The 14125-nt window shown below is 72.4% G+C and carries 13 protein-coding genes; 10 read left to right on the top strand and 3 right to left on the bottom strand.

What is annotated here, in order from left to right; translation table 11 throughout:
- Positions 1 to 4: 4 nt before the first annotated feature.
- The gene (galE, locus tag ACIRBY_RS20320; RefSeq protein WP_403902163.1) at positions 5 to 1021 is read left to right on the top strand and encodes a UDP-glucose 4-epimerase GalE; all 1017 of its coding nucleotides are present in this window, start codon (positions 5 to 7) and stop codon (positions 1019 to 1021) included.
- A 76-nt stretch (positions 1022 to 1097) separates the two neighbouring features.
- Here the strand turns inward: galE and ACIRBY_RS20325 are convergent, their stop codons facing one another.
- Together ACIRBY_RS20325 and ACIRBY_RS20330 are read right to left on the bottom strand one after the other, a co-directional pair.
- Entirely contained in the window at positions 1098 to 2246 is a 1149-nt protein-coding gene (locus tag ACIRBY_RS20325; protein ID WP_403902164.1) for a glycosyltransferase, read from the bottom strand.
- Positions 2243 to 5113 carry a CDP-glycerol glycerophosphotransferase family protein gene (locus tag ACIRBY_RS20330; protein ID WP_403902165.1) on the bottom strand — a complete coding sequence of 957 codons (2871 nt, stop codon included), beginning with the start codon at positions 5111 to 5113 and terminating at the stop codon, positions 2243 to 2245. The genes ACIRBY_RS20325 and ACIRBY_RS20330 overlap by 4 nt, the downstream gene beginning before the upstream one ends.
- Before the next feature lie 159 nt (positions 5114 to 5272).
- Between ACIRBY_RS20330 and ACIRBY_RS20335 the strand changes: the two genes are divergently transcribed.
- The 7 genes from ACIRBY_RS20335 to ACIRBY_RS20365 all read left to right on the top strand — a co-directional run bounded on the left by ACIRBY_RS20335 (position 5273) and on the right by ACIRBY_RS20365 (position 12060).
- Complete coding sequence (locus ACIRBY_RS20335; protein ID WP_403902167.1) at positions 5273 to 6250, top strand: glycosyltransferase family 2 protein; 978 nt, start codon at positions 5273 to 5275, stop codon at positions 6248 to 6250.
- Positions 6247 to 6693 carry a GtrA family protein gene (locus tag ACIRBY_RS20340; protein WP_403902168.1) on the top strand — a complete coding sequence of 149 codons (447 nt, stop codon included), beginning with the start codon at positions 6247 to 6249 and terminating at the stop codon, positions 6691 to 6693. Before ACIRBY_RS20335 ends, ACIRBY_RS20340 begins: the two co-directional genes overlap by 4 nt.
- Positions 6694 to 6775: 82 nt before the next feature.
- On the top strand, positions 6776 to 7903 hold the full coding sequence (gene proB, locus ACIRBY_RS20345) for a glutamate 5-kinase (protein ID WP_042818108.1): 1128 nt from the start codon (positions 6776 to 6778) through the stop codon (positions 7901 to 7903).
- Positions 7904 to 7984: 81 nt separating this feature from the next.
- Positions 7985 to 8392, top strand: a complete 408-nt coding sequence (locus ACIRBY_RS20350) for a hypothetical protein (protein ID WP_351885046.1) — start codon at positions 7985 to 7987, stop codon at positions 8390 to 8392.
- A gap of 442 nt (positions 8393 to 8834) precedes the next feature.
- Positions 8835 to 10118 carry a glutamate-5-semialdehyde dehydrogenase gene (locus tag ACIRBY_RS20355; RefSeq protein WP_403902170.1) on the top strand — a complete coding sequence of 428 codons (1284 nt, stop codon included), beginning with the start codon at positions 8835 to 8837 and terminating at the stop codon, positions 10116 to 10118.
- A gap of 77 nt (positions 10119 to 10195) precedes the next feature.
- Positions 10196 to 10729 (top strand): hypothetical protein, encoded by a 534-nt coding sequence (locus tag ACIRBY_RS20360; RefSeq protein ID WP_403902172.1) that lies wholly within the window; start codon positions 10196 to 10198, stop codon positions 10727 to 10729.
- A gap of 68 nt (positions 10730 to 10797) precedes the next feature.
- Complete coding sequence (locus ACIRBY_RS20365) at positions 10798 to 12060, top strand: hypothetical protein (RefSeq protein WP_403902174.1); 1263 nt, start codon at positions 10798 to 10800, stop codon at positions 12058 to 12060.
- Here ACIRBY_RS20365 and ACIRBY_RS20370 read toward each other — a convergent pair.
- The gene (locus ACIRBY_RS20370) at positions 12044 to 13132 is read right to left on the bottom strand and encodes a M48 family metallopeptidase (RefSeq protein WP_403902175.1); all 1089 of its coding nucleotides are present in this window, start codon (positions 13130 to 13132) and stop codon (positions 12044 to 12046) included. The genes ACIRBY_RS20365 and ACIRBY_RS20370 overlap by 17 nt on opposite strands.
- A 140-nt stretch (positions 13133 to 13272) precedes the next feature.
- Here ACIRBY_RS20370 and ACIRBY_RS20375 point away from each other — a divergent pair, with 140 nt between their 5' ends.
- Positions 13273 to 13440, top strand: coding sequence for a hypothetical protein (locus ACIRBY_RS20375; protein ID WP_366453043.1), 168 nt, complete (start codon positions 13273 to 13275; stop codon positions 13438 to 13440).
- 59 nt (positions 13441 to 13499) lie between these two features.
- Positions 13500 to 14117, top strand: coding sequence for a nicotinate-nucleotide adenylyltransferase (gene nadD / locus ACIRBY_RS20380; RefSeq protein ID WP_079426883.1), 618 nt, complete (start codon positions 13500 to 13502; stop codon positions 14115 to 14117).
- Positions 14118 to 14125: the final 8 nt, after the last annotated feature.

Genomic DNA, 14125 nt, shown 5'->3' on the forward strand with positions numbered 1-14125 from the left:
ACGCATGACGTTTCTGATCACCGGTGGCGCCGGATACATCGGCGCGCACGTCGTCCGCGCGATGCTGCTCGCGGGGCAGAAGGTCGTGGTCTTCGACGACCTGTCCACGGGCCGCGAGGACCGCGTACCGGAGGGAGTGCCCCTGGTGACGGCCTCGGTGCTGGACCGCAAGGCCCTGGACGAGGCCCTCGCCAAGCACAAGATCACCGGCGTGGTGCACCTGGCGGGCAAGAAGCAGGTCGGCGAGTCCGTCGAGAAGCCGCTGTACTACTACCACGAGAACGTGGAGGGCCTCCAGGTCCTGCTCGCGGCGGTGGCCCAGGCCGGCATCCGCAACTTCCTCTTCTCGTCCTCCGCCTCGGTGTACGGGATGCCCGACGTGGACTCGGTCACCGAGGAGACCCCCTGCCGGCCGCTGAGCCCGTACGGCGAGACCAAGCTGGCCGGCGAGTGGCTGGTCCGGGCCGCGGGCAGGGCCCACGGCATCTCCACGGCCTGCCTGCGCTACTTCAACGTGGCGGGCGCGGCCGCTCCCGAGCTCGCGGACACCGGGGTCTTCAACCTGGTCCCGATGGTCTTCGAGCGCTACGACGCCGGCGAGGGCGCCCGGATCTTCGGGGACGACTACCCGACCCCGGACGGCACCTGCATCCGCGACTACATCCACGTCGAGGACCTGGCGGACGCCCACGTGGTGGCGGCCCGCAGGCTCGCCGAGTGGGGCGCGGCGGGCGAGTACAAGGACCTCACCGTCAACATCGGGCGCGGCGAGGGCGTCTCCGTCAAGGAGATGGTCGAGCTGCTGAACGAGGGCACCGGGCACACGTACGCGCCGGTGGTCACCCCGCGCCGTCCCGGCGACCCGGCGAAGGTCGTGGCCTCGGCCGACCGGATCGCCGCGGAGCTGGGCTGGAAGGCACGGCACGACGTCCGCGAGATGATCAGCTCGGCCTGGGCGGGCTGGGAGGCCAACCGGGCGGGCTCGGGCCGCGACCGCAGCAAGGACGCCCACACGGTCTGACGCCGCTGCGCCGCGTACGAAGCCGCCCGCCCCGGAACAGGTCCGGGGCGGGCGGCTTCGTACGGTGTGCGGGCGGTCAGCGCTCCAGGAAGGCGAACAGCTCCTCCCACCGGTCGGTGATCTCCGCGCTGGAGTAGCGGCGCACGCTGCGGAAGGCCTCGTCGCCGAGCCGGTCGCGGGTGTCGGCGTCCGACATCAGGGTGTCGAGGTGTCCGGCCAGCTCCATCGTGTTGCCGAGGCGGGCCAGCAGGCCGTCCTCGCCGTGCCGCACGATCTCCCGCACGCCCGGGGCGCAGTCGAACGCGGCCACGGGCAGGCCCGCCGCCATCGCCTCCAGCAGGGTGATCGGGAAGCCTTCGGCCCGGGAGGCCTGGGCGAAGACGGAAGCCCCGCTCAGCGCGCCCAGGACGTCGTCGGTGCTGCCCATCCACTCCACGGAGTCGTCCAGCCCGAGCGAGGCGCAGTGCGCCCGCAGCGTCGCCTCCTCGGTGCCCGCCCCATAGATCCGCAGGGTCCAGTCCGGGTGGCGCGGTGCGGCGTCCGCCCAGGCGTCGAGCAGCAGGTCCACGCCCTTCTCGAAGGCGAGGCGGCCGACGCTCGCGACGACCTTCGCGGTGCGCGGGGCGGGGGAGTCCGGCATGAACGGCAGCGGGTTCGGCATGCTGTCGACGTTCTCCATGCCGGCCCGGATCCACAGGTCGGCGTCCTCCGGGGTGAGGACGAGCAGCCGGTCGACCTCCGGGTACCAGCGGCGGACACGGTCGCCGCGGGTGGACTTCTGGCTGGCCTCGAAGGACTCGTGGCTCATGCCGACGACGGAGAGCCCCTTCGTGTCGGCGAGGGCCACCCACTCCATCGCCCAGACCTGGGTGACGATCACGACGGCGCCCGGGCCGGCCGCCCGGAACATCTCGCTCAGCTGCTCGGCCCTGGCCCGCATGCCGGCCCGCCGGGCCGCCTGGCGGCGCCGCTCGGGGGCGTTGAGGCGGCCCTTGATGCCGCGCAGCCGGCGGGCCTTCGGCGGGTGGGTCTCGTACAGCGTGGTCGTCTCGTACGGCAGGCCGGCGGGCAGCTTCTGCCGGATCTCCTCGGCGACGGGGGCGATGCCGACGATGTGCACGCGGTGGCCGCGGTCGGTGAAGAGCCGGGCCATCTGGTGGGACCAGGTGGTCACACCGCCGAGCTCGTCCACGCTGTTGGAGACGATGAAGATGTCCCGGCTCACTTGGCGCTCCTGGTGAAGAACTTCTCGACGATCTGGCGGGCGGCGTCCCCGCGGTCGTACTCGCCGAACTCGGCGAGGAACCGCTGGCGGGCCTCGGCGTACTTGGCGTCGGCCTCGTCGAAGGCGGCGACGGCCTGCATCAGCTCGTCCGCCGTGGCGACCACCGGGCCGGGGGCCTTGTCCTTCAGGTCGAAGTAGGTGCCGCGGATGTCCGTCGCGTACTTCTCGTAGTCGTACGCGAAGAAGATCATCGGCCGGTCCAGCACCGCGTAGTCGAACATCACGGACGAGTAGTCGGTGATCAGCCCGTCCGCGAGCGCCAGCAGCGGGGTGATGTCGTGGTGCCGGGAGACGTCGATCACCCGGCCCGCGACCGACGGCGGCAGGGAGACGCTGTTGAGGTAGTGCGTGCGCACCAGCAGCGTGCAGCGGTCGCCGAGCCGGTCGGCGAACTCCTCCACGTCGAAGGGGAACTCGAAGCCCTCCACCGCGCCGTCCGCGGTGGCCCGGAAGGTCGGCGCGTACAGCAGGACCCGCTTGTCGGGGTCGAGGCCCAGCTCGGCGGCGAGCGGCCCGCGCACCCGCTCCCCGCTGTCCGCCTCGGCGCGGTGCGCCTCGACGAGGGCGTCGTTGCGCGGGTAGCCGCTGCGCAGCAGCACCTCGTCACGGAGCCGGAAGCCCTTGGCGAGGGTGCGGACGTCGTGCTCGGAGCGGACCAGGAAGTGGTCGAAGCGGTTGACGGCCGCCTGGAAGCGGTCCTGCGCGGGCTTGCCCTGGGCCTTGGTGCGGGGCTCGTGGAAACCCATCCGCTTGAGGGCGGAGCCGTGCCAGGTCTGGATGTACGTGGTCCCGGGGCGCTTGGACAGCGCCAGCGGGAAGCCCTGGTTGTCGACCCAGTACTCGGCCTGCGCCAGCGCCCGCAGGTACTGCCAGCTCCAGCGCTTGACCAGCGTGGCCTCCTTGGGGAAGCCGGTGGGCTTGGCGCCCGCGTAGGACCAGATCGCCTCGAAGGGGGCGTTCTGGCGGACCAGCTCCTCGTAGATGGCCTTCGGGCTGTCGCTGTACTGCTTGCCCATGTGGCTCTCGAAGACGACCGTGCCCTTCTTGACCGGCAGCTTGGAGAAGACCTCGTGGTAGACCTTCACCTTCTGCTCGCCCGAGCCGATGTTGCGGCGCGCCTTCAGGGCCCGGCGCAGGCTGCGCTTGACCACTCCGGCGGCCCTGCCGTGCATGGCACTGCTGATCAGCGACTGGGTGCGGACGGCGGCGGGGCCCTGGGCGGTCAGGACGTAGGAGAGGTTGCCCTTCTTGGTCATCTCCGGCTCGAAGCGGTCGGAGACCAGCCGGGTCAGGCGCGGGCGCACGCGCAGGCGGGCCGCGGAGTCCAGGTCCACGCCGCCGACCGAGACGCGGGTGGTCATCCGGTTCCCGCCGGCGGTCAGCTTCAGGCGTACGTCCCAGACGGCGTCGATGATGCCGAGGGGGCGGACGGTGCCGCCGACATCGGCGGTGGTGCTCCACTCGATCGTGTCGCCCGCGTGGCGCACGGTTGCCACGGGGAAGCTGAAGGAGCGCACGCCGATCTGGCGCCGGGCCCGGAACTCCAGGGAGGCCGACAGAGGGGCGTCCTCCGCGATCCGGCCCAGCGGGTTGACGACGGCGCCGGAGAGCGTGACGGTGCCGCGTCCGTCGTCCTCGTACGAGGTCAGCCGGTTGCCCAGGGCCAGGGAGGACAGCGGCGCGGTGTGGAAGCCCTGGTCGGTGACGTCCAGTATCCGGCGGCCCTCGGCGTCGTCGAGGTGCCCGGCGCACCAGTAGATCCGCCCGTCGCGCTCGGCCAGCGGGGAGGAGAGGCGGCCCTTGTTGGTCATCGCGTCGGCGGCCGCGAGGAGGTTCTTCCAGTCCTCCTTGCCCAGCAGGTAGGCGCAGATGGCCTGGAGGTGGGTGACGTGCTCGTACGCGTCCGGGTCGATGCCGGCCAGGTAGCCGTTGGCGAGCCGGGCGAACTCCTGGCGGTACGCGTCGCTCAGCAGCGGCAGGTCGCGCAGGTGCAGCACCAGGTCGTGCTTGAGGAACTTGGCGTCCTTGGCGGACTTGATGGCGGTGTGGCCCTTGGCGGCCAGCAGCTCGTCGACCCGGCGGTGGATCTCCATCCGGTGGACGAAGTTCGCGATCTCGTGGCGCCGGTTGCTGATCGACTTGGCGGCGGCCTTCTCGACCACGTTCCAGTAGTAGACGTGGTTGGGGATCAGCGTGATGCGGCGCGCCGCGACGTACGCCTGGGCCGAGAACAGCAGGTCCTCGTAGTGGATGCCGACCGGGAACTCCAGGCCCTGCTCCAGCAGGAACGAGCGCCGGTAGCACTTGTTCGTGGAGAGGGTGTCGTAGACCAGCAGGTCCGGGTACTCGGTGATCGACTCCAGCGTGCGGGTGCGCGCGTAGATCCACGGGTACCACTCGGTGGTCTTGCCCCAGCGGTTGTCGAGGTGCACGCGCACGCACATGCCCGAGACCAGGTCGGAGCCGGTGCGCTCGGCGGCGGCCAGCATGTTGCGGCAGGCGTTGCGCTCCAGGACGTCGTCGCTGTCCAGGAACATGACGTAGGTGCCGGTGGCCTGCTGGATGCCGTGGTTGCGGGGCGCGCCGCAGCCGCCGCTGTTCTCGGGCAGCCGGAAGGCGCGGACCCGTCCCGGGTTCGCCGCTTCGAGCTCCCGGGCCACCTCGTAGGACCGGTCCTTGCTGCAGTCGTCCACGATCACGACTTCGACCCCGCTGAGGGTCTGGTCCAAAACCGACCGGACGGCTGTCGGCAGACGCTCTGCGTCGTTGTAGACGATGACGACCACGGAGACGTCAGGCACGTGCACCTCGATCCCTTCGTTCCATTCCGCTTATCCCGTCAAAGCTACCGTGTGCCGCACACGACTCGGGCAGGGCGACCTCCGCCGTGCATACTTCTAAGGAAGAGGTGAGTCGCGGGTCCGGTCGCCGACAATCACCCGTTCGGACCCCAGCAGGAAGTGCCCATGACCAAGCTGTCGGTAGTTGTCCCCTGTTACAACGAAGAAGCCGTCATCGACCGCTTCGACGAGGAGATCCGCAAGGTTCTGGACGCCCTGCCCGTCGAGTACGAGGTCTGCTACGTCGACGACGGCAGCCGTGACGGTACCCTCGGCAGACTCCGGAAGATCGCCGCGGAGCACGGAGACCGGACCCGCTACGTCTCCTTCAGCCGGAACTTCGGCAAGGAGGCGGGCATGCTCGCCGGCCTGCGCGAGGCCACCGGCGACGCCGTGGTGATCATGGACGCGGACCTCCAGCACCCGCCGGAGCTCATCGCCACCATGCTGGAGCACTACCGCCAGGGCCACGACCAGGTCATCGCCCGGCGCACCCGTGAAGGGGACAAGAAGCTCCGCTCGGCCCTCAGCCGCCTCTACTACCGCGGGGTCAACCGCTGGGTCGACGTCGAGCTCACCGACGGGGTCGGCGACTTCCGGCTGCTGTCCCGGCCCGCCGTGGACGCCCTGCTCGCGCTCCCCGAGTACAACCGCTTCTCCAAGGGGCTCTTCTCCTGGATCGGCTTCGACACCGTCCACTTCGACTACCAGAACGCCCAGCGCGAGGCGGGCGAGACCAAGTGGAAGTTCGCCTCCCTGCTGAACTACGGCATGGACGGGCTGATCTCCTTCAACAACCGCCCGCTGCGCATCGGTATCTGGCTCGGCGTGTCGCTCGTCGCTCTGACCGGCCTGTACGCGCTGTGGATCACTGTGATGGCGATCACCAACGGCATCGACGCCCCCGGCTACGTGACGATCATCGCGATGATCGCCGGCATCGGCGGAATGCAGATGATCATGCTGGGTCTGATCGGCGAGTACATCGGCCGCATCTACTACGAGACCAAGCGCCGCCCGCACTTCCTGGTCAAGGAGGCCCACGGCGCCCGCCCGGCCCCCGCGGCGTCGGAGCCGGTCGTCGCGGAGCGCGGCGGCCGATGAGCGCCCCCGCCCGCCGCGACCAGCTCGGCCAGATCTTCCGCTTCGCCCTGGTGGGCGGGGTCAACACCGGCACGTTCTTCGGCATCTACCTGCTCCTGCACCCGTGGATGCCGTACTTCGCCGCCTACACCCTCGCCTTCCTGCTGTCGATGGTCGGCTCGTTCTTCATGAACACCTACTTCACCTACCGCACCCGCCCCACCTGGAAGAAGTTCCTGCTCTTCCCGCTGACGAACGTCACCAACTACGTGATCCAGTCCGTCGGCCTCTACGCCCTGGTGAGCTGGGCGGGCATGGACACCCGCATCGCCCCGCTGGTCGCCGCCGTCGTGGCCATCCCGTTCACCTTCCTGCTCTCCCGCCGGATCCTCATCCCCGGCACGGGCGCCGCCGCGGCGGCCGAACCGGAGCGTGCCGGGGCGGGCTCCGCGTCCAGGGGCTGAAACCGGCGGGCGGGGTCGGCGGGCGACCCCGTAGATTGACCCGTTGGTTGGTCCGGTTTCGTGCGTGTGCGAGGGGAAAGACGTGTCAGCGGCTAGGCAGGGTGTCGTGGACGCCCGCAGGATCGTGGTCAAGGTCGGCTCCTCCTCCCTCACCACCGCGGCGGGCGGGCTCGACGCCGACCGCGTGGACGCGCTGGTCGACGTGCTGGCCAAGGCCCGCAGCGGCGGGGAGAAGGAGATCGTCCTGGTCTCCTCGGGAGCCATCGCCGCCGGGCTCTCCCCGCTCGGCCTGGCCCGCCGCCCCAAGGACCTGGCCCGCCAGCAGGCGGCCGCCAGCGTCGGACAGGGCCTGCTCGTCGCCCGCTACACCGCCTCCTTCGCCCGCTACGGCGTCCGCGTGGGCCAGGTGCTGCTCACCACCGACGACACCAGCCGGCGCGCGCACTACCGCAACGCGTTCAACACCCTGGACCAGCTGCTGGCCATGGGCGCGATGCCCGTCGTGAACGAGAACGACACCGTCGCCACCGACGAGATCCGCTTCGGCGACAACGACCGGCTGGCCGCCCTGGTGGCCCACCTGGTCCGCGCCGACCTCCTCGTCCTCCTCTCCGACGTCGACGGCCTCTACGACGGGGACCCCTCGCTGCCCGGCACCACCCGCATCGAGGAGGTCCGCGGGCCCGAGGACATCGCCCACGTCTCCATCGGCAGCGCCGGCAAGGCGGGCGTCGGCACCGGCGGCATGGTCACCAAGGTCGAGGCCGCCCGGATCGCCGCCGCGGCGGGCGTTCCCGTCGTCCTCACCTCCGCCAGCCGGGCGGCGGACGCGCTGGCCGGCCGTGAGACCGGCACCCTCTTCCACCCCACCGGCCGCCGCTCGGCCGACCGGCTCCTGTGGCTCCAGCACGCCTCGACCCCGCAGGGGCACCTCGTCCTGGACGACGGCGCCGTCCGCGCCGTCACCCAGCGCGGCAGCTCCCTGCTCCCTGCGGGGATCGCCGCCGTCGAGGGCGACTTCGTGGCCGGCGACCCCGTCGAGCTGCGCTCCGCCGAGGGGGTCGCGGTGGCCCGGGGCCTGGTCAACTTCGACGCCAAGGAACTCCCGCAGCTCCTCGGACGCTCCACCCGCGAGCTTGCGCGGGAGCTCGGACCCGCGTACGAGCGGGAGGTCGTGCACCGGGACGATCTGGTCCTGCTGCAGGGCTGAGGTTCGGGAAAACCACCGCGCGGCGGGCCGGGGACTGGTCAACTGTGAGGGGCGGACACGCGTAGCGCAGACAGGAGGCGGCTGGTGAGACGAGCGCTGACCAGCGTCGGTACCGGGGACGGCGCCGGCGGTGAGGAGCCGGGCCCGGTGTCCCGCCTCTGGCACGTGACGCTGAGCGTCTCGGGCAAGCCGACGCCGCTGCCGGAGGTGCGCCGCGGGCTGGAGCAGCTCGCGCACGACCACCCCTTCCTGCTGACCAGCCGGTACGCCGACGACCACGCGGAGATCCGGTACTGGGAAGAGGCCCGCGACCTCCACGACGCGGCGGCCGTCGCCCTGCGGCTGTGGGGCGAGCACCGGTCGACGGCGCAGCTGCCGCCGTGGGAGATCGTCGGGCTGGAGGTCATCGACCGCACGACCTACCACCAGCGCGTGGCGGAGGGCTACGGTCCGCCCCCGGCCCACCCGGTGGGCGTGCACCCCTATTAGACGCGCCGCTCGCGCGTCCCGGCCGCGAGCGGCCTCCCCGGCTTCGGGCCGCCGCGCCGGACTCCGTCCGCCGGTGGCGGGGCGGGGCGCCGCCCGTCCCGGCCGGGGTCCGGCGGTCCGGTGCGGGGGGCGGGCCGCTGCGCGGGGCGAGGTCCCCCACCCGCCCTTCCACCGTGCCCCGGGGCTCTGCCCCGGCCCCCGTTCCGGGCGCCGGCGCGCGCGGTGCGCCCCAACGCCGCGCGGGCCGGAACCGCCGCGCAGCGGCACCCCCCGGCCCCGCCGGCGCGTGCGGCGCGGGGGCTGGGGCCGAGCCCCGGGGAACGGGCGAAGGGCGGGGCGGGGAGACGGCTCCGCGCAGCGGCCGCGGGTTCCGTCCACCGGGCCGTCTCGCGGGGTGGAACTCCCGTGAGGGGCCGGGGACCCGGGGATTACCCTGGGCCGCATGACCTCGCTCGACGACGCCACCGCGACCTCCCCCGTCCTCGCCACCGCGGCAGCCGCCCGCACCGCCGCCGCGGCCATCGCCCCACTCCCGCGGTCCGCCAAGGACACGGCCCTCCTGGCCGTCGCGGACGCGCTGACGGCCCGTACCGACGAGATCGTCGCGGCCAACGCCCGGGACATCGACAAGGCCCGTGCCGCCGGCACCAGCGAGACCGTCATCGACCGGCTCACCCTCACCCCGGAGCGGGTCGCCGCCATCGCCTCCGACGTGCGCGACGTCGCGGCCCTCCCCGACCCCGTCGGCGAGGTCGTCCGCGGCTCCACCCTCCCCAACGGCATCGACCTGCGCCAGATCCGCGTCCCCCTCGGCGTCGTCGGTATCATCTACGAGGCCCGCCCCAACGTCACCGTCGACGCCGCCGCGCTCTGCCTGAAGTCCGGCAACGCGGTCCTGCTGCGCGGCAGTTCCTCCGCCTACGCCTCCAACACCGCCCTCGTCGGCATCCTGCGCGACGCCATCGAGAGCGCCGGCCTGCCCGCCGACGCGATCCAGCTCGTCCCCGGCGAGTCCCGGGACTCCGTCCGCGAGCTGATGCGCGCCCGCGGCCTCGTCGACGTGCTCATCCCGCGCGGCGGTGCCTCCCTCATCAAGACGGTCGTCGAGGAGTCCACCGTCCCGGTCATCGAGACCGGTACCGGCAACTGCCACGTCTACGTCGACGCGCAGGCCGACCTCGACATGGCCGTGGACATCCTCGTCAACTCCAAGGCGCAGCGTCCCTCCGTCTGCAACGCCGCCGAGACCCTCCTCGTCCACCGCGACATCGCCGGGGCGTTCCTGCCCCGCGCCCTCGACGCGCTCGCCGACGCCGGCGTGACCGTCCACGGCGACGAGCGGGTGCTGGCCGCCGCCGAGGGCGGCAAGGTCACCGCCCTGCCCGCCACCGACGAGGACTGGGCCGCCGAGTACCTGTCGTACGACATCGCCGCCGCCGTCGTGGACTCCCTCGACGACGCCGTCGCCCACATCCGCCGCTGGACCTCCGGCCACACCGAGGCGATCGTCACCACCTCGCAGGCCGCCGCGCGCCGCTTCACCCAGCTGGTCGACTCGACCACCGTCGCCGTGAACGCCTCCACCCGGTTCACCGACGGTGGCCAGTTCGGATTCGGCGCCGAGATCGGCATCTCCACCCAGAAGCTGCACGCCCGCGGCCCGATGGGCCTGCCCGAGCTCACCTCCACCAAGTACATCGTCACCGGCGACGGTCACATCCGGTAACCGGGCCCTCGACCCGGTGTGGCCGGATTCCGGCTTTCACCCTGCCCAAAGCGGCCCCCCAGGTCTACGCTGTTCCCGTGCCGGACGACGTGGGGGGCAAGCCGTTCCCGGACGACGGGGAGCCCGACGACGACCGCGGAGGCGCGGATCAGGACTTCGCCTCCGTGGTGTTCGACGAGGACTTCGTCCGGAACGCCGAGATCCATGAACCGAGCGCGGCAGAACGCCAGCGCGCCGCCGACCGGGCCCGCGCGGAGGCCGAGGCCGCCCGCGTCGCCGGAGGCTGGGCGGGCGAGGACGACTACGGCCACCCGGACGGGTACGCCCTGGACGACCCCGCCTGGGAGGGCGGCCACTACGGCTACCCCGAGGGCCCGTACGGGGCCTACGGCGGCAGTCTGCGGCCCTACCGCGGCCGGGCCGGCTGGCTGAGACCGGTCGCCTGGGTGCTCGCCGTCGTCATGGGGCTCGGGATGGTCGCGCTGGCCTTCAGCGCCGTCTACCGCAGCGCCGCGGGTGAAGCGGACCCCGCACCCGCCCCCGCCAGTACCCCGCTCGGGGAAGTCGCCGGCGTCGGCGCGTTTACGTACCCCGTCGGCCGCCAACCCTGAAGGTACGACCCCGCTCGCCCGTTCCGGAGCCGGGGGCTTCTCTGGAGCGGCGACAGCGGGGAGAAGCGATGGCCGTACCAGGAGATCCGCCCAACGGCACCCCCGAGGGAATCGGCGGGGGCGACGACGAGCTGCGCCCGGACGAGTACCGGTCGGTGGTGTTCGACGAGGACTTCGTCCGTGCTGCCCGGCTGCAGGAGTTCTCCGCCCGGGAACGCATGGGCGAGCACGCCCGGGCCGTCCGTAGCCGCTCCATCTGGTCGGGCGGCTCCCCGGGCCGCGGCACCGGCACCCCGGGCCGGGGCGCCCGCCAGGGCATGCTGCTCGTCCTGCTCATCGCCACGGCCTTCGCGGTCGCCGTCTACCTGGGCCTGCGCAACCCCTACGTGGCCCCGGCCGGCGGCGAGGCCGAGCCGCTCGGCAGCACCGTCGTGCCCCTGACGCCGTCGGCCGCCGTGCCCGGCGGCAGACCGGCCGACCTCTACGCCCGGAGCCCCGCGGCCGACTACCGGACCGGCGCGGCCGGCATCACCCTGCCGGCCGTGCGCCGCACCCACCACTTCACCGAGAGCCAGGTCCTCGCCGCGCTGTCCATCGCCAAGGACTACCTCGTGCAGTCCTCCCTGGACCCCGACGTGCTCTCCGGCACCGCCACCCGGCCCGTGCGGGTGCTCCTGGACCCCGGCCAGCTGGCCCAGTTCGACGAGAGCATGACCACGCCCTCGGGGGACGGCCGGCACGCCGCCACGGGCTGGCTGGTCCGCTTCGACCCGCAGACCGCCGCCCTGGCCGACTCCCGCGTCCGGGTCAGCGGGACCCTCGCCTTCGAGGAGATCAGCCCGGAGGTGCTGGTGGTCACCACCGACCACACCTTCGTGTACGCCGTGCGGGGCGCGTCCGGGCCGCCGAGCGGGCCCGACGGCGCCTCGCTCTTCACCGTCCGGCGCGAGCTGAGGTTGCGCTTCGACCACGAGGACCTCACCGCCCGGCGGGCGGAGGTGGCCTCCTCCTACGCGATGGCCGGGCCCCAGGACTGCGCCGCCGACCCGGCCGGGGGGTTCCGCCCGCTGCTGGCCGGCGCCGGTCCCACCACGGTGGGCCCGCCCGTGAGCGACCCGTACGCCAGCGGCCACCCCCGGCGCACGGCCGGGCTGTGCGGGGTCATGGACCCGGCCGCGACGGCCGAGAACCCTTCCGCGGAGCCCCCGTCCGCCGCGCCCCCGTCAGTGCAGCCCCCGCAGTCCGCGGAGCCGGCCCGGCCGGGGGACGGCCCGGCGCCCGTGGCCGGGGCCCAGCCGCCGCCCCCCGCCTCCGTCAGCCCGGTCCGTTAGAGCCCTTGTCCCCGCCGTCCGCCGGGGCCGAGGGGCCGCCGCCGGAGCCGGACCCGCCGGTGAACCGGTCGCGCAGCTTCCCGCCCAGGTCGCCCGCACCGCCCGCCAGGTCGCCGACCAGCTTCATCAGCGGATCCCGGCTCGCGCGCACCGAGTCCGCGTAGTGCGAGGCGGACTGGCGGAACGAGTCCGTCACCGAGGTGTCCTTGTCCTCGTCCCGTCGCGGGTAGTGCCCGTCCATGATCCGCTGGAAGTCCCGGCTCAGCGACCACTTGCGCAGCTCGGCGGCGCGCACCGCGGTGAGGGGGTGCGTGCGCGGCAGCACGTTGAGGATCTTCAGGACCGAGTCGCGCAGGTCGCCGCTCGACTCGTACTCCTCGGCCTGGGCCAGGAAGGCGTCGACGTTCATCTCGTGCAGGTTGTCCCCGCCCGCGATCTTCATCAGCCCCCGCATCGAGGCGTTCACGTCCTGGCCCGCCAGCAGCCCGGCCCGGTCCGCCGACAGCTCCGACTTGCGGAACCACTCCCGCAGCGCGGTGACGATCGCCGAGATCGCCACATTGCCCAGCGGGATCCACGACACCTTCAGCGCCAGGCTCGTCAGGAACAGCAGCACCGTGCGGTACACGGCGTGCCCCGACAGCGCGTGGCCCACCTCGTGGCCCACGACCGCCCGCATCTCCTCCTCGTCGAGCAGCTTCACCAGCCCGGTCGTCACCACGATGATCGGCTCGTCCAGCCCGATGCACATGGCGTTCGGCCGCGGGTCCTGCTGCACGTACATCTGGGGGACCTTCTCCAGGTCCAGGATGAAGCAGGCGTCGCGCAGCATCCCGTACAGATGGGGGAACTGGGTCTCGCCCACGCGCACCGAGTCGGACAGGAACAGCAGCCGCAGGCTCCGCTCCGGGAGCAGCCCGCTGAGGGCCTTGAAGACCGTGTCGAAGCCGCTCAGCTTCCGCAGGGCGACCAGCGCCGAGCGGTCCGCCGGGTGCTCGTAGGCCCGGGAGGAGATCCCCGGGAACCTCCTGCGGTCGCGGGCCGGTGTCTTCTCGAATCCGGTGTCCGTCATGGCGCCTCCCCCTGGATCGGCCTGTGCTGCACTGCGTCCATCCTCTCCAACGCCTGAGTCGGCGTGAGCGTGCCCCGGGGCCCCGCATACGATGTGAGGGAAGTCTCCGCCCGCTCCCCGACTCGATAGGTACCTGCCTGATGAGCCTCTCCACCACCGCCCACAACCTCGTCGTCCTCGCTTCGGAGGGCGCCGAGCAGCACGGCGGCAACCACGAGAGCCTGAGCCCCTACCTGACCGGTGGCGGCGCGCTCTTCATCCTGCTGCTGATGCTCTGGGTGACCACGCGCCTGAACCGCGACCGCTGAACCACTCGTTCGGACCGGGCCTCCGCGCACGTGCCACCGGGCCAGTAGGCTCTGCGCTCATGGGAGAGCAGGAAGTGCCTACGGGCCCGGTCAAGCGCCGGCTCGGCGTGATGGGCGGGACGTTCGACCCGATCCACCACGGACACCTGGTGGCCGCCAGCGAGGTGGCCGCCCTTTTCCACCTCGACGAGGTGGTGTTCGTCCCCACGGGCGAACCGTGGCAGAAGTCCCAGCGGGCCGTGTCGCCCGCCGAGGACCGCTACCTGATGACCGTCATCGCGACGGCCTCGAACCCGCAGTTCTCGGTGAGCCGCATCGACATCGACCGCGGCGGACCGACGTACACGATCGACACCCTGCGGGACCTGAGCGCCCTCAACGAGGACGCCGACCTCTTCTTCATCACCGGCGCCGACGCCCTCGCGCAGATCCTGACCTGGCGCAACGCCGACGAGCTCTTCTCCCTCGCCCACTTCATCGGCGTGACCCGGCCCGGCCACGTCCTGACCGACGACGGCCTGCCCGAGGGCGGCGTCTCGCTCGTCGAGGTGCCCGCGCTGGCGATCTCCTCCACGGACTGCCGCGCGCGCGTCGCCGAGGGCGATCCCGTCTGGTACCTGGTCCCGGACGGCGTGGTCCGCTACATCGACAAGCGTGAGCTGTACCGGGGAGCCTGAGCTTCCGG

It is taken from the genome of Streptomyces sp. NPDC096136 (assembly GCF_044763325.1).
Taxonomy (GTDB): Bacteria; Actinomycetota; Actinomycetes; order Streptomycetales; family Streptomycetaceae; genus Streptomyces.